Below are 16,389 nucleotides of genomic sequence, written 5' to 3'. Positions count from 1 at the left end.
CTCGTGGGGACGCTAATCGCTGATCGTGTCTTTGCGACTGCCCCGAAAGTATGAATGTTGTCTACAGATAGTTGCCTGTTACGACTTCGTTGTGAACGACGATGTAACCGGGAAGGGGACTTTGTCCGTCCCCTTCCCGGTTGTCGTGACTATCCGAAGTCGACAGAGCGGACCGTGCGCGCGCCGACGGCGGCGCCGATCGGGTCGAGGACCTGCGTGTCGACCGGGCGGTCCACGCGCAGCACCATGACCGCGTCGGAGCCGGTCTGGCTGATCTGCGCGGCCTCGATGTTCACGCCGGCCTCGCCGAGCAGCGTGCCGACCGTGCCCATGACGCCCGGACGGTCCGGGTACTCCAGCAGCAGGACGGTGCCTTCGGCCCGCAGGTCGAAGTTGCGGCCGTTGATGTTCACGAGCTTCTCGACCTGCGCGATGCCGCTCACCGTGCCGGAGACGCTGTTCGTCGTGCCGTCCGCCTGCACGGCCCTGACCGTGACGAGGCTGCGGTGGTTCGGGCTCTCGGTCTCCTTGGTGAGCTCGACCGTGACGCCCAGGTCGGCCGCGAGGCTCGGCGCGTTCACGAACGTCACCTGCGACTCGACGACCTTGCTGAACACCCCGCGCAGCGCGGCGAGCGGCAGGATCGCGACGTCCTCATTGGACAGTTCGCCGCGCACCTCGACCGTGACGCTGGTCGGCGCCTTGGGCGACAGTGCACTGAGGACGGTGCCGAGCTTCTGCACGAGCGGCAGGTACGGGCGCACCTCCTCGCCGACCGCGCCACCCTGGACGTTGACGGCGTCCGGCACGAACTCGCCGGCCAGCGCGAGGATGACGCTCTTCGCGACGTCGGTGCCCGCGCGGTCCTGGGCCTCCGCGGTCGAGGCGCCGAGGTGCGGCGTCACGACGATGCCGGGAACGTTGAACAGCGGGCTCTCGGTCGTGGGCTCGGTGGAGAAGACGTCCACGCCGGCGCCGCCGACCTGGCCCTCCTTCACGGCCTCGGCGAGGGCCTCCTCGTCGATGAGGCCACCGCGGGCCGCGTTGACGATGATGACGCCGCGCTTGGCCTTCGCCAGCTGCTCGGACCCGATGAGCCCCTTGGTCTCCGGCGTCTTCGGCAGGTGGATGCTGATCGCGTCGGCCCGCTCGAGCAGTTCTTCGAGGCTGACGAGCTCGATGCCGAGCTGGGCGGCACGGGCGGCGGACACGTACGGGTCGTAGGCGATGAGCTCGACGCCGAACGCGGCGATGCGCTGCGCGAACAGCTGGCCGATCTTGCCGAGGCCGACGACGCCGACCGTCTTGCCGTTGATCTCGACGCCGTTGAACTTGGAGCGCTTCCACTCGTGGTTCTGCAGCGTCTCGTGGGCGGCCGGGATCTGCCTGGCCACGCTCAGCAGGAGAGCCACCGCGTGCTCTGCTGCTGAGACGATGTTGGACGTCGGGGCGTTGACGACCATCACGCCGTTCTGGGTCGCCGCCGGGACCTCGACGTTGTCCAGGCCGACACCGGCGCGGGCCACGACCTTGAGCTTGCGGGTGGCCGCGAAGACCTCGGCGTTCACCTGGGTGGCGGAGCGGACGAGCAGCGCGTCCGCGTCGGCTACGGCGTCGAGGAGGGCTGCGCGGTCGGTGCCGTCGACGTGGCGGACTTCCACGCCGTCACCGAGAGCGTCCAGGACGGACGGCGCGAGCTTCTCGGCGATGAGGACAACAGGTCGGCTCGTGTTGCTCACGGACATCGCTCCCAGGAAGGGTCGGATCGTGGGGCGCGGGCGTGGTCGGGGGCGGCTGGCCCGCGCCGACCGGAGCACCGCAATGTGTCCGGACTGTTAACGAGCATAGACAGGGGGCTTGCTTCGGGATTCCGGCGGGTGGCTCAGGTCACCTGTGGCGTCCTGGAGTATGGGACGGAGGGGCGGCGTACGTGCCGTTCACTCGGTCAGGTGACGTCCAGTCGCTGGGATGCTGGTTCTGGGTTCGGCGTGTGTGGGCTGGTTGCGGTTCCACCGGGCTTGGTCGCGTTTTGCTGGTCGGGCTGCGGTTGCGAGGGTGCTCGCGCGGGTCGGTCCGGATGAGTCGGGATGCGATTGGGGCTTGACCTCGAGCCTCTGGCGGGATGCGTATCGGCCTCGAAAGCCGGGGTGAAAGGCGCCCCGGCCGGTCTGAGATGGTGGCATCCCGCCCTCGAGGTCAAGCCCCAATCGCCAAGGCAGGGGGAACCGGCCAGGTGGTGGGAAGCAGCCCGTTCGGGCTCGCTCCGCTTCGCCACGCCAGGACTCGTAGGTGGCTGGCTCACGTCTGCGGCTGTCCGGTCGGCACCGCGCGCCGGGCCAAGACGGTGGTTGGCTGACGTTGGCGAGTGCGGTTGCGTGCGCGTGCCTGGCTTGGGCAAATCAGTCGATTGGCGCGTCTCGGCGTGGGACGCTCCGGCGATGCCGTTGGTGTGGGTGACCGGGGTTTCCGGGTCAGGCAAGTCCGCGGTCTGCGAGGTGCTCAAAGCCCGTGGGGAGAGGGCCGTCGACGCCGACTGGGAGGGCTTCAACCGCTGGGTCTGCCGGGAGAGCCGCGAGGTCGTCGTCGAGCCCCCCGATCCTGTGCCCGCCGGGTGGCTCGACCGGTACGGGTGGGAGATCAGCCGGGAGCGGGTCGAGGCGCTTGCCACTGTCTCGGGGGACGGGACCGCGTTCCTGTTCGGCGGGGTCGAGAACGAGGACGAGGTGCGCGACCTCTTCGACGTGGTGGTGTGCCTGGTGATCGACGACGAGACCTTGAAGGAGCGGTTGGCCACGCGGACCAGCAATTCCTTCGGGAAGCACCCCGAGGAGCTGGCGGCCTCGTTGTGGCACAACGCTCGGATCGAGGACCGCTATCGGGGGCTCGGCGCGGTGGTCGTGGACGGGACGCTGCCGTTGGACGAGGTGGTGGAGGCGGTCACCACGGCTCGTCGAACTCGCCGTCCTTGGCGCCCAGCACGAAGGCGTCCCACTCGGCCATCGTGAAGGTGAGGACCGGCTCCAGCTGCTTGGAGTTGCGCATGGCGACGTAGGTGGCGCCGTCGGTGTGTTCGACGAAGGCGATTTCCACGTGGCCGTCTTCCGGTTCCGGCTCCGGCGGACGCTTCCACTCGGCGTTGCGCAGGTCCAGCTTGCCGCGGACGTGGGCCTTGTCGTCGTAGATCGGCGCACTTTCAGACATGAGAGCCAAGCTAGCGGATGGAAGCGAACGAAAAGCGGAAAGGCCCGCGGAGCGTCACACACGCTCCACGGGCCTCCCTTGGGGGAAGTCCTCGGTGACCTGGCCGGAGCCGGTCTGGTGAGACGGCGCTGGGCCATCTCGGTGAGAAGGACTCAGGCCGTCTCGGTGATCGGGCGGTCGACCCACGACATCATGTCGCGGAGCTTCTTGCCGGTCGCCTCGATCGGGTGGTTCTCGCCCTCCTGCTGGAGCTTGCGGTAGTTCGCGCGGCCGTTGTCGTCCTCGGCCACCCACTCGTTGGCGAAGGTGCCGTCCTGGATCTCGCCCAGGATCTTCTTCATCTCCTCCTTGACGGCGGGGGTGATGACGCGCGGGCCGCGGGTCAGGTCACCGAACTCCGCCGTGTCGGAGATCGAGTAGCGCATGCGGGCGATGCCGCCCTCGTACATGAGGTCGACGATCAGCTTGAGCTCGTGCAGGCACTCGAAGTACGCGACCTCGGGGGCGTAGCCCGCCTCGGTGAGGACCTCGAAGCCCGCCTGGACGAGCGCCGAGGCGCCACCGCACAGGACGGCCTGCTCGCCGAAGAGGTCGGTCTCGGTCTCTTCCTTGAACGTCGTCTTGATGACGCCCGCGCGGGTGCCGCCGATGCCCTTGGCGTAGGACAGGGCGAGGGCCTGCGCGTTGCCGGAGGCGTCCTGCTCCACGGCGATGAGCGCCGGGACGCCCTTGCCGTCGACGAACTGGCGGCGGACCAGGTGGCCCGGGCCCTTCGGGGCGACCATGGCGACGTCCACACCGGACGGTGCGGTGATGAGGCCGTAGCGGATGTTGAAGCCGTGGCCGAAGAAGATCGCGTCGCCCTCGTTGAGGTTGGCGGCGATCTCGTTCGCGTAGATGTGGCGCTGCGCGGTGTCCGGCGCCAGGATCATGATCACGTCGGCCCACGCGGAGACCTCGGACGGCGTGCCGACCTCCAGGCCCTCCTCCTCGGCCTTGGCGCGGGACTTGGAGCCCTCCTGCAGGCCGATGCGGACCTCGACGCCCGAGTCGCGCAGCGACAGCGCGTGGGCGTGGCCCTGGCTGCCGTAGCCGATCACGGCCACCTTGCGGCCCTGGATGACGCTCAGGTCGGCATCGTCGTCGTAGAAGATCTCAACGCTCACTGTATTTCCTTCTTTGTGGTTTCTAGCGGACCGCGGTGGCGGTGATGGAACGAGCGCCACGGCCGATGGCGACCATGCCGGACTGGACGATCTCGCGAAGCCCGTAGGGCTCCAGCATGCGCAACAACGCGTCGAGCTTCTCAGAGGTGCCCGTCGCCTCGATCGTGACGGCCTCGGGCGAGACGTCGACGACCTTCGCGCGGAAGAGCTGAACGGTTTCGAGGACCTGCGACCGCACCGTCGCGTCCGCACGAACCTTAATCAACACCAGCTGCCGCTGAACGGAGGCCGTCGGCTCCAGTTCCACGATCTTGATGACGTTGATGAGCTTGTTGAGCTGCTTGGTGACCTGCTCCAGGGGCAGCTCGTCGACCGACACCACGATCGTCATGCGCGAGATGTCGGGGTACTCGGTGCGGCCGACCGCGAGCGACTCGATGTTGAAGCCGCGGCGGGAGAACAGGCCGGCGACGCGTGCGAGCACACCGGGCTTGTCCTCGACCAAAACGCTCAGCGTGTGCCTGGTCATCAGATGTCCTCGTCGAACAGGGGGCGGATGCCGCGGGCGGCCATGATCTCGGAGTTGCCGGTGCCCGCTGCGACCATGGGCCACACCTGGGCGTCCTTGCCGACGACGAAGTCGATGACGACGGGGCGGTCGTTGATCTCCAGCGCCTTCTGGATCACCTCGTCCACCTCCGCCTGCGACTCGGCGCGGAGACCGACGCACCCGAGTGCCTCCGCCAGGAGCTTGAAGTCTGGGATGCGGTGCTTGTGCGTCCCCAGATCCGTGTTGGAGTACCGCTCGCCGTAGAACAGCGTCTGCCACTGGCGGACCATGCCCAGGTTGCCGTTGTTGATCACGGCGATCTTCACCGGCAGGCCCTCGATGGCGCAGGTGGCGAGCTCCTGGTTGGTCATCTGGAAGCAGCCGTCGCCGTCGATGGCCCACACCGTGCGGTCCGGCTCGCCCGCCTTGATGCCCATCGCGGCGGGGACCGCGAAGCCCATCGTGCCGAGGCCGCCGGAGTTGATCCACGTGCGCGGGTGCTCGTACTTGACGAACTGGGCCGCCCACATCTGGTGCTGGCCGACGCCCGCGGTGTAGATCGTGTCCGAAGGGGACAGTGCGCCGATCCGTTCGATCACGAACTGGGGCGACAGCGTGCCGTCCTCCGGCCAGTCGTAGCCGAGCGGGAACGTCTCGCGCAGCGACTTCAGCGTCTCCCACCACGGCGAGAGGTCGACGGCCTTCGCGGTCTCGCGCTCGGTGCGGACGGCCTCGATCAGCTCGGTGATGATCTCCTTGCAGTCGCCCACGATGGGGACGTCCGCGCGGCGGTTCTTGGAGATCTCGGCCGGGTCGATGTCGGCGTGGATGATCTGCGCGTCGGGGGCGAACGAGCCGAGCTGGCCCGTGACGCGGTCGTCGAACCGGGCGCCCAGGGCGACCAGCAGGTCCGACTTCTGCATCGCCGCGACGGCCGCGACGGTGCCGTGCATGCCGGGCATGCCCAGGTGCTGGTCGTGCGAGTCGGGGAACGCGCCGCGCGCCATCAGCGTCGTGACGACCGGGATGCCGGTGTCCTCGGCCAGGCGCAGCAGCTCCGCGTGCGCGTCCGCCTTGATGACGCCGCCGCCGACGTACAGGACGGGCTTGCGGGCGGCCACGATCAGCTTGGCGGCTTCACGCACCTGCTTGCCGTGCGGCCGGGTCGTCGGCCGGTAACCGGGCAGGCGCATCTCGGGCGGCCACGAGAAGCTGGTCTGCTCCTGCAGCACGTCCTTGGGGATGTCGACGAGGACCGGGCCGGGTCGGCCGGTCGCCGCGATGTGGAACGCCTCCGCGATCGCGCGCGGGATCTCCGCCGCGTCGGTCACGAGGACGTTGTGCTTGGTGATCGGCATCGTGATGCCGCAGATGTCCGCCTCCTGGAAGGCGTCCGTGCCGATCAGCGGCCGCGACTGCTGGCCGGTGATCGCGACGACGGGCACGGAGTCCATGTTCGCGTCGGCGAGCGGGGTGACGAGGTTCGTCGCCCCCGGTCCCGAGGTCGCCATGCAGACCCCGACCTTGCCGGTGGCCTGCGCGTATCCGGTCGCCGCGTGTCCTGCGCCCTGCTCGTGGCGGACGAGGATGTGCCGGACCTTCGTGGAGTCCAGGAGCGGGTCGTACGCGGGAAGGATCGTCCCGCCGGGAATGCCGAAGACCACTTCGCAGCCGACCGCTTCGAGCGATCGGACGAGCGACTGAGCACCGGTTACACGGATCGGTGCGCCCGTCGGCGGGGCCGGTTTGGGCCGCGGACCTGGACGTGGCGACGTGGGCTCGGGAGCCTGTCGCGATGGTGCGCTGGTCATCATTGCCTCGTGGGTTTCGGGGTCCGGACACGAAAAAACCCTCGACAACCCGAAGATGGGTCGTGCGAGGGTCGCGCGTCGACGCAGGCTGTTCGGCTCAGGCGTCGACGCGCCTGAGAAGTACGAGAACGAGCGTGCGCTGCATGGCTCGGGACGTTATCGCCTCTGACAAGAGGGCGTCAACTCTGCGGGACGGAATTCCCGGATCGTGGACGTGGAACAATCGACCGGGTGAAGAAGCTGGTCTTTCGCATCCCGGCAACGGCCCTGCTCGCAGCGGCTTTGATCGTCATCTGCGTCACCCCTGTGGCGTGGGTCGCTCCGGGGCTGCAAGCGCTCTACCTCCTGCCTCTCGCCTACGCGTACTGGGTGCTGCGCAACCGCACGACGGTCACCGAGGAGGAGATCGTCGCGCGCGGCGTGTTCGGCACCACGACGTTGAAGTGGACCGAGGTGAAGTCCATCCGGCTGGTCCAGAAGGGCTGGCTGCGGGCCGTGAAGACCGACGACTCCGAGGTGACGCTGCCCGCGGTGCGGTTCATGCACCTGCCGGCGCTGTCGGTGGTCAGCGGCGGGCGCGTGCCCGACACGACCGTTCCCGAGAAGGTCGAGGAGCCCGCCGAAGAGGCCGTGGAGGAGCCTGCCGAGGAGAAGGCCGCGGAGGTCGTGGAGTCGGAGAAGTGATCAAACGGGTTCCGCTGCTGAGCCTGCTGCTGTCCGTCGCCGGCCTGCTGACCTCGGCCTACCTGACGTACACGCACTTCAACGCGAGCGCGCTGCTGTGCTCGGCCGACGCGGTCATCGACTGCGAGACGGTCACCACGAGCGAGCAGTCCGAACTGCTGGGCGTGCCCGTCGCGTTCCTCGGGCTCGCGTTCTTCGCGTTCCTGACCGTGATCTGCCTCCCGTTCGCGTGGCGGGTCGACGCGCTGAGGTGGGTGCGTCTCGGGGCGGTCGGCGTGGGCGTCCTGATGGTGGTCTACCTGGTCGCGGCGGAGATCCTCGTCATCGGCAAGATCTGCCTGTGGTGCACCGTCGTGCACGTGATCACGCTCGCACTGGCCTGTCTGCTGGTCTCGGCGAGTCTGCGCACGAGTAGCCTTTGAGGCACCGCTCCCAGACTTGGTGACGCCTCACCCGGCCGTCCCGCGCGCACTTTTCTTGAACTGAATCTGGAGGAGCAGTGCCTCAGCTCCGCTCTCGCACCACCACGCACGGTCGCAACGCCGCCGGAGCCCGCGCCCTCTGGCGCGCGACCGGCATGACGGACAGCGACTTCGGCAAGCCCATCATCGCGATCGCCAACTCCTACACGCAGTTCGTGCCGGGCCACGTGCACCTGCGCGATCTCGGCGACATCGTGGCCGACGCCGTGCGAGAAGCGGGTGGCGTGCCGCGCGAGTTCCACACGATCGCGGTCGACGACGGCATCGCGATGGGTCACAGCGGGATGCTCTACTCGCTGCCGAGCCGCGAGATCATCGCCGACTCCGTCGAGTACATGGTCAACGCGCACCAGGCCGACGCGATCGTCTGCATCTCGAACTGCGACAAGATCACGCCCGGCATGCTCAACGCGGCCATGCGCCTCAACATCCCCGTCGTGTTCGTGTCCGGCGGCCCGATGGAGGCCGGCAAGGCCGTCGTCGTCGAGGGCGTCGCCGTCGCGCCGACGGACCTGATCACCGCGATCTCGGCGTCCGCGTCCCCCGCCGTGAGCGAGGACGGGCTCTCCGAGGTCGAACGCTCCGCGTGCCCGACCTGCGGTTCGTGCTCCGGCATGTTCACCGCGAACTCCATGAACTGCCTCACCGAGGCGCTCGGCCTGTCGCTGCCGGGCAACGGCTCGACGCTGGCCACGCACGCCGCGCGCCGCGAGCTGTTCTCCGAGGCCGGCCGCGTGGTCGTGGAGCTGTGCAGGCGCTGGTACGGCGAGGACGACGAGTCGGCGCTGCCGCGGTCGATCGCGAACCGCAAGGCGTTCGAGAACGCGATGGCGCTGGACATGGCCATGGGCGGCTCGACGAACACCGTGCTGCACATCCTCGCCGCCGCGCAGGAGGGCGAGATCGACTTCACGCTGCAGGACATCGACGACCTGTCCCGCCGCGTGCCGTGCCTGTCCAAGGTGTCGCCGAACAGCGACTACCACATGGAGGACGTGCACCGGGCCGGCGGAATCCCCGCGCTGCTCGGCGAGCTCCACCGCGGTGGCCTGCTGAACGAGGACGTCACGTCGGTGCACACGCCGACGCTGGCCGAGTGGCTCGCCAAGTGGGACATCCGCGCGGAGAACCCGTCGGAGGAGGCGTTGGAGCTCTTCCACGCCGCTCCCGGTGGCGTGCGGACGACGCAGGCGTTCTCGACGTCGAACCGCTGGTCCTCTTTGGACACCGATGCCGCCGGTGGCTGCATCCGCGACGTCGAGCACGCCTACACCAAGGACGGCGGCCTGGCCGTGCTGCGCGGCAACCTGGCCGAGCGCGGCGCGATCATCAAGTCCGCCGGCATCGACGAGGAGCTGTGGCACTTCGAGGGCCCGGCGCGCGTCGTCGAGTCCCAGGAGCAGGCCGTCTCGGCGATCCTGAACAAGGAGATCCAGGCGGGCGAGGTCCTGGTCGTGCGCTACGAGGGCCCGTCCGGCGGCCCCGGCATGCAGGAGATGCTGCACCCCACGGCGTTCCTCAAGGGCTCCGGCCTCGGCAAGAAGTGCGCGCTGATCACGGACGGCCGGTTCTCCGGCGGTTCGTCGGGCCTGTCGATCGGCCACATCTCGCCGGAGGCGGCGGGCGGCGGCACGATCGGCCTGGTGCAGACCGGTGACCGCATCCTGATCGACGTCCACGAGCGCCGGCTCGAACTGCTGGTGGACGCCGACGTGCTGGCCGAGCGCCGCGCCAAGATGGAGGCGTCCGAGCGGCCGTGGCAGCCGGTGGACCGGATCCGCCCGGTGACGGCGGCGCTGCGGGCCTACGCGCGGATGGCGACCGACGCGTCGACCGGTGCCGTGCGCAACCCGGACCTCTAAAGCACGAACGCGAGCGCCACGCAGATCCCGAACACGAGCCAGCCCGTCAGCGGTCCGCTGACGGGCTGCTCCGTCTTCTTGACCATGACGCCGCCGACGATCAGGCCCGCGAGCAGGCCGAGCGGCGGGAGCAGGGACTTCGCGGTCAGACCGAACGGCAACGACACCAGGTAGACGACCGGGAACCCGATCACCAGCAGGGCCAGCTGGAGCGCCGCTCCCGTCACGTTCCTCCGCATCCGCGCGTTCTCACCGGAAGACGAAGAACGTGACAGCGGCGCCACCCGCGCCGATCACGAGCGCGATGAACCCGGCCGCCAGCGGGTGCCGGAACCAGCTGCGGTTGTAGTCGAGCGCCGCGCGGCCAGGCCCGGCGAACAGCGCCGTGAACGCCATGCCCGCCAGCGCGAGTTCGAGCTCGACGCCGTTGGGGCCGAAGAAGCCTCCCTTGTACTTGAGCGCGATGACGTTGGCCATCACCGCGAGCAGACCCGCCGCCGCGAGCGGGGTGAAGAGGCCGAGCACGATCAGACCGCCGCCGGCGAGCTCCGTGACGCCGGTGACCCACGCCAGCACGGTCGGCTCGCGGTAGCCCATCTTCTCGAGCGACTGCGCGAAGCCGTTGATGCCCGGCCCGCCGAAGAGCCCGAACACCTTCTGCATCCCGTGCAGCAGGAAGATGCCGCCGAGCACCGCGCGCAGCCCGAGCAGGCCGAGGTCCGGCCCCGCCGTCCAGCCGAACTTCTTGCGGTCGTCGGCGAACAGGTCGTCGTCCCGTTTGTCCTCTGTGGACACGTCGAGCGGCGTGTAGGCCGTCGTGTCGAACGACTTCGTGGTCGAGTCGTACGGCGACGTGACGTCCGACCCGGCCCTGATCGTGCCGTCGTCGAAGTGGTGCACTCCACCGCCACCCGAGTAGAACGAGTCGTCGGAGAAAGCGCTCGAACCAGCCGAGCCTTTGTCGTGAGTAGCCACGCCCGCACGCTAGGGGGCCGCGTGCGGGCGCGCGAGAGCCGAACGGCAGCCCAGTTTCACCCAGTTGGACTAGCGACCGTTCTCTGTGCCGGGAAGTCCTCAGTACTTCCCGTGCACCAGATTGCGCGGCTCCTCGCCGTTCGCGAACCGCGTGATCTCCGCGCGGGCGATGGCGTACGCCCGATGTCCGCTGCCCGTGCACGACCCGGCCACGTGCGGGGTCAGGAACAGCCCCGGCGCCGTCCACAGTGGATGATCGGCGGGCAGCGGCTCCGGATCGGTCACGTCGAGGGCCGCGCGCAGGCGTCCCGAGGTGAGCTCCGCCAGCAACGCGTCGGTGTCCACGACCGGTCCGCGCGCGCCGTTGACCAGGATCGCGCCGTCCTTCATCGCGGCCAGGAACTTGGCGTCGACGAGGTGCCGGGTCTCCTCCGTCATCGGCGTGAAGATCACCACGACGTCGAACCCGGGCAGCAGGTCCGGCAATTCGTCCTGACCGTGCACACCCTCCCGCGCGGTGCGGCCGACCAGCGTGGCGGTGGCGTCGAACGGTTCGAGGCGCCTGCGCAGCTGCTCCCCCAGGTCACCGGCGCCGACGATGAGCACCTTCTTGTCCTGCAAGGTGTCCGTGCCGTGGTAGTCCCAGCGGCGCTCGACGCGGGCCTGTTCGAAGACGAGGAAGTCTCGGTAAATGGCCAGAAGAGCACCGATGGCCCACTCCGCCGTGCTGCCCCCGTGGGCACCGCGGCCGGTGGAGAGCAGCACACCGTCGGGCACCCTGCCGATGAAGTTCTCGGCCCCGGCGCTGAGCAGCTGCACGAGTTTGAGGTTCGGCAACTGCCCGAACACCTCGCGCGGGTCGGTGCCGGAGAGGAACTTCGGGATCAGGACCTCGGCGTTCAGGCCGTCGGCCGGCAGCGGCTCCCCCGGCACGTAGCGAACCGTCCGGACACCGTCCACCTGAGACAGCGCTTGAACTCCGAATTCATCTGGCACGAGCACGGTGAGCGTCACCAGTGCAACGTACGTCAGAATGTCTGCCATGCGGGAGCACGACATCATCGCGTGGGACGGCACGAAGATCCGGACCTGGCAGGCGCCGGGCGAAGGCACACCGGTGCTGCTCTGCCCCGGCGTGGGTTCGGGGCCCGAGTCCTGGCCGTCGCTGACCGGCCGCCCAGGCCTCGTCAGCTGGTACATGCGCGGCACGATGGGCTCGGACCGGCCGGTGGACGAGCGCAACATCTCGCTCGACGACCACGTCTCGGACGCGCTCGCCGTGTTGGACGACGCGGGCGTCGAACGGTGCGTCGTCGCCGGGTGGTCGATGGGCGTGACGATCGCCGCCGAACTGGCGTTGCGTCATCCGGAACGCGTGGCGGGCCTGCTGCTCGTCGCCGGTGCGCCGGGCGACTCGTTCGACGCCATGTTGCCGTTGGTCCCCAAGAACGTGCGGCGCCTCGTCGGGCTGACCGGCACGAAGTTGTTGCAGCAGGCCGGTCCGGTGCTGGACCGGGTGCTGCACCGGGTTCCGGTGACGGACGCGACGACGTTCCTGTTGCGGCACAGCGGGGTGATCAAGCCGTCGAGCGACCCGAAGGCCGTCACGCACGCCGTGAGCCGGTTCCTGCAGCACGACTGGCGCTGGTACTTCACGCTGGCGCTCGCGCTCGGCGAGACGCCCCGGCAGGACCTCTCCCCGATCGTGTGCCCCGTCACACTGCTGGCCGGGCGGGACGACCTGCTGGCGACGACGGAGAGCATGTCCGGGCCCGTGGGAGCGTTGCCGCAGGCCCGGCTGCGGGTGCTGCCGTGCAGCCACTACCTGCCGCTCGAAGCACCCGAGGTGGTGGCGGACGAGCTCGACCTGCTGCTGGACCGGGTGAGCTCGGTCGACTTCGCCACTTCGGAGGCGTTCACTTCGGGTTCACGGTCGCGCACCTAACCTGGGTCCCGTGGTTCGTTCCGTTGCGTTGCTGACCGCCGTCTGCCTTCTGGCAGCCGGCTGCGCGAGCTTCCCCGATGAGCCGGCGCCGACGCAGTGGAGCGCGCAACCGCAGCTGACCCCGCAGGCGGGGCCGAAGCCGGAGCTGCCGGGCGAGTACCGCCCGTCCCCCGGCGATCCCGGCCGCAACCCCCCGCCGCAGAGCGTGCCGCCGCCCCAGGGCTGCAAGGACTACCACCCGGCCGTCGTGGCCACCTGCCTCAACACCGTCACGGGCGTCGCCCCGATCGGCGCGGACGCGCAGGGCGGGGTCGCCGCGTACGCGGCCGAACGCGGTGGGCGCCTCGTGAAGGTGGCCAAGGACGTCGACCCCGTCGTGATCGCGCAGCTCGAGGTCGACGCGTCGACCGACGGCGGGCTGACCGGGCTCGCGCTGTCGGCGACGTTCGCCGAGGACCAGCTCGCCTACGTCTACGTGACGACCGCGACGGACAACCGGGTGCTGCGCATCGCGCCCGGCGACACGCCCAAGCCGATCCTCACCGGCATCCCGAAGGGCCCGTCGGGCAACCGGGGCGTGCTGGCGAGCGACCGCAAGGGCGCGCTGCTCGTCGCGACCGGGGACGCCGGCAACCCGGCCCTCGCCGCCGACCCCAACTCGCTCGCGGGCAAGGTGCTGCGCATCGACGGCTCCGGCCAGCCCGCCCAGGGCAACCCGACGGCCGGGACCGCCGTGGTGTCCACCGGCCTGCGCCTGCCCGGCGGGCTGTGCGTCTCGGCCGACACCTCGAAGATCTGGGTGACGGACTGGGCCGCGTCCGCCGACGTCGTCTACCGCGTCGTGCCGGGCAAGCTAGGCGACGCCGCGTGGGCGTGGCCGGAGCGGCCCGGCGTGATGGGGTGTGCCTCCTACAGCGACCAGCTGTCGGTGAACACGTCCAAGTCGCCCGGCTACCAGTCGTTGTCGATGAACGCCGCCGGGTCGTTCACCGGCAAGCCCGAGATCGCGATGGCCGAGGACGGGTTCGGCCTGCTCGGGCCGATGGAGATGCTGAACGAGTCGGCGTCGCTGGTCGGCACGGTGAACAAGGCCGGTGGCCAGCCCGTGTCGTCGGACGACCGGGTCGTGATCATCGTGCGCCCGAACAACGGCGGCGGCACCAAGGACTGAGCGGCTAGGGGCTGAGCGCGAACTCGGCTCCTCCCGCGTGCCACCAGCGCGCGTAGACCTCGCTCTCCTCGACCAGCTGCAGGTAGCCCGCGGCGACCTGCTCACCCAGGTCGTCGATCTCCGCGGCGACCGGCGCGTCCGTGCGCCAGGCCAGCACGACCTCGCGGACCAGCGGGTTCCCGATGAGCGGCAGGCGCGCGACGCCGGGCGGGGTGCCGCCGACCGGGTAGAGCGGGCAGACCGCGCCGGACTCCCTGATCAACGTGAGCGCGACGTGCGCCTCGCTGCTGAAGTGCGCGATCCTCTGCTCGAACCCCACCGCCGCGCACTCGCGGGCGAAGTGGGCGTTCATGCCGCTGTCGTCGGGTTCGGGCATGACCCACTTGTCCTCGGCCAGGGCTTCGAGCGGGATCTCCCGGGCGTGCGCGTGCGGGTGGTGACCGGGGACGCCGACGAACAGCGGTTCGCGGGTGAGCAGGCGGTGCCCGACGTTCGGCGGGAAGGTGAGCGGAGTACCGGGAAATCGACGCATCACCGCGATGTCGAGTTCGCCGGTCGTGAGCAACGCGGTGAGCGTTCCGGTCTCCTTGATGGTGCGACTCGTGACGTTGTCCTTTAACGCACCGACCAGTAGTCCGAAGTGATAGGCGGGGATTCCCGCGAGCCTGGTCGGAGCGCTGGGAGATTGCGCGTTACGGCGCGTTACGCGTTCCAGCGTGACGAGCTGGGTGAGCATCGACCGTGCTTCCTGGACGAAGTCCTGACCGGTCGGGGTGAGCTTGACGCCGTCCGCCGCGCGCAGGAACAGCGCGCCGCCCAGGTGGTCCTCGATGCGTTTGAGCTGCGTCGTCACGGCGGGCTGGGTGAGGTGCAGCCGGGCGGCGGCCTTGCGCAGGCTGCCGCAGTCGGCGATCGCCACGACCAGTTCGAGGTGCCGCACTTCCAGACGCATGCGTCCGATGTTATCGCTCAATGTAATAGGGCAAACACCCTTCGCGATCTGTCGTGAGACAGTGCGGTCTCGATACGTTCGGTCGCGTGATGGAATTGGCCGAGCGCCCGACGCGCACCGATGCGGTGCTGTTTTCGGATCGCGCAGTGAAAACGTTTCTGGAGGCCGCGTCCGCCGAATACTCGTTCATCACCGAGGACGAACCGAGACCGTGTTTCGCGGTGCTGCTGGGCCGGACCGAGGGTGCTGAAGCCGTGGTCACGGAGGTGGCGTTCGGCCGCAACGCCCGGCTGACCGACCCGTCGGCGCGCGAGGAGTTCTCCTCGACGATCGTGCCGCGGTTCGGGACGGCGTACGAGAACCCGGTGCGCGCGTGGTGGCTCGATCCGGCCGACCTGCTGACGATCACGCGGGCTGCGGACGCGCGGGACCTGGACGTGCTCGGGTCGATCCACCTGCACCCCGACTGGCACCGGCTCGGGCCGGAGTGCGAGCGGAACCGGCCGTTGAGCGACAGCCCGACACCGATGGACGAGCACATGTTCCGCAACAGCGGATGGCCCGTGAACGTCGTCTGCTACCTCGAACGCCGTCATGGCGGTCTCTACTACTCGCTCGCCGCGTGGGACGCCGAGTGCCTGCGCCTGCCGTTGAGGACGAACCACTCATGACCGAAGAGATCTACGCGCTGTGGCAGCGCATGGAGCAGGGCTGGGCCGATGGTGACGCACTGGCGTTCGCGTCGGTGTTCGCCGAGGACGTGGACTTCGTGAACGTCCGCGGTGAGGAGTTGTTCGGGCGCAAGGCGGTGTCCTCCGGTCACGCCGCCCTGTTCGCCGGGCCGTACCGCGACACGAAGCTGAGTGCCGAGATCAGCCTGGTCAGGCCGTTGACCTCGGACATCTCGGTCGTGCACGTCACTTCTTCGATCACCCCGGCGGGCATCACCACCCACGCGCAGGCCGTCGTCGTGCGGCGTGAGCACGGGTGGGAGATCGCCGCGTTCCACAACATGGTCCCGAAGGGAAAGTCATGAGCAGGCCCCGGTTGCGGCACATCGCGTTCGTCGTCCAGGACGCGAAGGAGATGGCCGACTTCTACACGTCGAAGTTCGGGATGTCGTTGTTCCACACCGATCCCGACGGCAGCCACTTCGTCACCGACGGGTACGTCAACCTGGCGTTGATCCAGCAGCGGCTGGACGGGGACGTGCCGACCGGGTTCAACCACTTCGGGTTCCAGGTCGAGTCGGTCGAGCCGTACCTGGAGACGCTGGAACCGAAGCCCGCGTTGCGGGGCGGGGACAGGCCGTTCGCCGAGTACCGGGCGATCGATCCCGAGGGCAACTGGTTCGACCTGTCGGCGCACGGCTTCCTGCCGCCCGGAGCGGCGGAGGTTTAGGCCTGCGCGGCCGGGGAACCCTCTGGTCGGGGTAGTGCAAGAGGGGCGGGGAAGGCGTCGGGGTGAACTGGTCCCCGGAAGTTGGACTGGCTAACTGAAGGTTAGGCCGTGAGGGCCTGGGCTCGGTATTCGACCGGGCTCAGGCCCTTGAGCGTGGTGGAGATGCGGGTGGTGTTGTACCAGTCGATG

Annotated in this window: 20 protein-coding genes; 10 read left to right on the top strand and 10 right to left on the bottom strand. The window is 69.2% G+C overall.

Features of this window, described 5'->3' with window-relative positions; translation table 11 throughout:
* Positions 1-149: 149 nt before the first annotated feature.
* The gene (gene serA / locus QSK25_RS38230) at positions 150-1,745 is read right to left on the bottom strand and encodes a phosphoglycerate dehydrogenase (RefSeq protein ID WP_502881940.1); all 1,596 of its coding nucleotides are present in this window, start codon (positions 1,743-1,745) and stop codon (positions 150-152) included.
* Positions 1,746-1,780: 35 nt separating this feature from the next.
* Between serA and QSK25_RS45650 the strand changes: the two genes are divergently transcribed.
* Complete coding sequence (locus QSK25_RS45650) at positions 1,781-2,104, top strand: hypothetical protein (protein ID WP_502881939.1); 324 nt, start codon at positions 1,781-1,783, stop codon at positions 2,102-2,104.
* A 334-nt stretch (positions 2,105-2,438) separates the two neighbouring features.
* Positions 2,439-3,005, top strand: a complete 567-nt coding sequence (locus QSK25_RS38225; protein WP_285645723.1) for an ATP-binding protein — start codon at positions 2,439-2,441, stop codon at positions 3,003-3,005.
* Here QSK25_RS38225 and QSK25_RS38220 read toward each other — a convergent pair.
* The 4 genes from QSK25_RS38220 to QSK25_RS38205 all read right to left on the bottom strand — a co-directional run bounded on the left by QSK25_RS38220 (position 2,938) and on the right by QSK25_RS38205 (position 6,728).
* Complete coding sequence (locus tag QSK25_RS38220; RefSeq protein WP_285645721.1) at positions 2,938-3,201, bottom strand: DUF397 domain-containing protein; 264 nt, start codon at positions 3,199-3,201, stop codon at positions 2,938-2,940. The two genes, QSK25_RS38225 and QSK25_RS38220, sit on opposite strands and share 68 nt — an antisense overlap.
* Before the next feature lie 152 nt (positions 3,202-3,353).
* On the bottom strand, positions 3,354-4,367 hold the full coding sequence (gene ilvC / locus QSK25_RS38215) for a ketol-acid reductoisomerase (RefSeq protein WP_285645720.1): 1,014 nt from the start codon (positions 4,365-4,367) through the stop codon (positions 3,354-3,356).
* A 22-nt stretch (positions 4,368-4,389) separates the two neighbouring features.
* Positions 4,390-4,896 (bottom strand): acetolactate synthase small subunit, encoded by a 507-nt coding sequence (ilvN, locus tag QSK25_RS38210; protein WP_030467896.1) that lies wholly within the window; start codon positions 4,894-4,896, stop codon positions 4,390-4,392.
* Complete coding sequence (locus QSK25_RS38205) at positions 4,896-6,728, bottom strand: acetolactate synthase large subunit (protein ID WP_502881938.1); 1,833 nt, start codon at positions 6,726-6,728, stop codon at positions 4,896-4,898. Before QSK25_RS38205 ends, ilvN begins: the two co-directional genes overlap by 1 nt.
* 231 nt (positions 6,729-6,959) lie before the next feature.
* Between QSK25_RS38205 and QSK25_RS38200 the strand changes: the two genes are divergently transcribed.
* The 3 genes from QSK25_RS38200 to ilvD all read left to right on the top strand — a co-directional run bounded on the left by QSK25_RS38200 (position 6,960) and on the right by ilvD (position 9,756).
* Positions 6,960-7,412, top strand: a complete 453-nt coding sequence (locus tag QSK25_RS38200) for a PH domain-containing protein (protein WP_285645714.1) — start codon at positions 6,960-6,962, stop codon at positions 7,410-7,412.
* Entirely contained in the window at positions 7,409-7,834 is a 426-nt protein-coding gene (locus QSK25_RS38195) for a vitamin K epoxide reductase family protein (RefSeq protein ID WP_285645713.1), read from the top strand. Before QSK25_RS38200 ends, QSK25_RS38195 begins: the two co-directional genes overlap by 4 nt.
* Positions 7,835-7,911: 77 nt before the next feature.
* Positions 7,912-9,756 (top strand): dihydroxy-acid dehydratase, encoded by a 1,845-nt coding sequence (gene ilvD, locus QSK25_RS38190; protein WP_285645712.1) that lies wholly within the window; start codon positions 7,912-7,914, stop codon positions 9,754-9,756.
* On the opposite strand, the gene QSK25_RS38185 is transcribed toward ilvD, so the two are convergent.
* From QSK25_RS38185 to QSK25_RS38175, 3 genes are all read right to left on the bottom strand, one after another.
* Positions 9,753-9,995 carry a hypothetical protein gene (locus QSK25_RS38185; protein ID WP_285645711.1) on the bottom strand — a complete coding sequence of 81 codons (243 nt, stop codon included), beginning with the start codon at positions 9,993-9,995 and terminating at the stop codon, positions 9,753-9,755. The two genes, ilvD and QSK25_RS38185, sit on opposite strands and share 4 nt — an antisense overlap.
* Positions 9,996-10,005: 10 nt before the next feature.
* On the bottom strand, positions 10,006-10,731 hold the full coding sequence (locus QSK25_RS38180) for a DoxX family protein (protein ID WP_285645710.1): 726 nt from the start codon (positions 10,729-10,731) through the stop codon (positions 10,006-10,008).
* Between the two features lie 99 nt (positions 10,732-10,830).
* Entirely contained in the window at positions 10,831-11,775 is a 945-nt protein-coding gene (locus QSK25_RS38175) for a 2-hydroxyacid dehydrogenase (RefSeq protein WP_285645707.1), read from the bottom strand.
* On the opposite strand from QSK25_RS38175, the gene QSK25_RS38170 reads away from it, so the two are divergent.
* Both QSK25_RS38170 and QSK25_RS38165 read left to right on the top strand, forming a co-directional pair.
* Complete coding sequence (locus tag QSK25_RS38170; RefSeq protein ID WP_285645706.1) at positions 11,774-12,676, top strand: alpha/beta fold hydrolase; 903 nt, start codon at positions 11,774-11,776, stop codon at positions 12,674-12,676. The two genes, QSK25_RS38175 and QSK25_RS38170, sit on opposite strands and share 2 nt — an antisense overlap.
* A 10-nt stretch (positions 12,677-12,686) precedes the next feature.
* Positions 12,687-13,847, top strand: coding sequence for a PQQ-dependent sugar dehydrogenase (locus QSK25_RS38165; RefSeq protein WP_285645704.1), 1,161 nt, complete (start codon positions 12,687-12,689; stop codon positions 13,845-13,847).
* Positions 13,848-13,851: 4 nt separating this feature from the next.
* On the opposite strand, the gene QSK25_RS38160 is transcribed toward QSK25_RS38165, so the two are convergent.
* A complete protein-coding gene (locus tag QSK25_RS38160; protein ID WP_285645702.1) occupies positions 13,852-14,799 on the bottom strand; it encodes a LysR family transcriptional regulator in 948 nt (315 codons plus the stop codon).
* A gap of 146 nt (positions 14,800-14,945) precedes the next feature.
* On the opposite strand from QSK25_RS38160, the gene QSK25_RS38155 reads away from it, so the two are divergent.
* The 3 genes from QSK25_RS38155 to QSK25_RS38145 are packed head-to-tail and all read left to right on the top strand — an operon-like array spanning position 14,946 to position 16,200.
* A complete protein-coding gene (locus QSK25_RS38155; protein ID WP_285645700.1) occupies positions 14,946-15,470 on the top strand; it encodes an MPN domain-containing protein in 525 nt (174 codons plus the stop codon).
* Positions 15,467-15,835 (top strand): SgcJ/EcaC family oxidoreductase, encoded by a 369-nt coding sequence (locus QSK25_RS38150; RefSeq protein WP_285645698.1) that lies wholly within the window; start codon positions 15,467-15,469, stop codon positions 15,833-15,835. Before QSK25_RS38155 ends, QSK25_RS38150 begins: the two co-directional genes overlap by 4 nt.
* Positions 15,832-16,200, top strand: a complete 369-nt coding sequence (locus QSK25_RS38145; RefSeq protein WP_285645696.1) for a VOC family protein — start codon at positions 15,832-15,834, stop codon at positions 16,198-16,200. The genes QSK25_RS38150 and QSK25_RS38145 overlap by 4 nt, the downstream gene beginning before the upstream one ends.
* A 101-nt stretch (positions 16,201-16,301) precedes the next feature.
* Here the strand turns inward: QSK25_RS38145 and QSK25_RS38140 are convergent, their stop codons facing one another.
* A complete protein-coding gene (locus tag QSK25_RS38140; RefSeq protein ID WP_502881823.1) occupies positions 16,302-16,388 on the bottom strand; it encodes an IS3 family transposase in 87 nt (28 codons plus the stop codon).
* Position 16,389 lies beyond the last annotated feature (1 nt).

Origin of the sequence: Lentzea sp. NBRC 102530 (assembly GCF_030269365.1) — a bacterium.
Taxonomy (GTDB): domain Bacteria; phylum Actinomycetota; class Actinomycetes; order Mycobacteriales; family Pseudonocardiaceae; genus Lentzea.
Note: the sequence above shows the minus strand (reverse complement) of the source record. Positions and strands in the feature narration are given on the sequence as shown.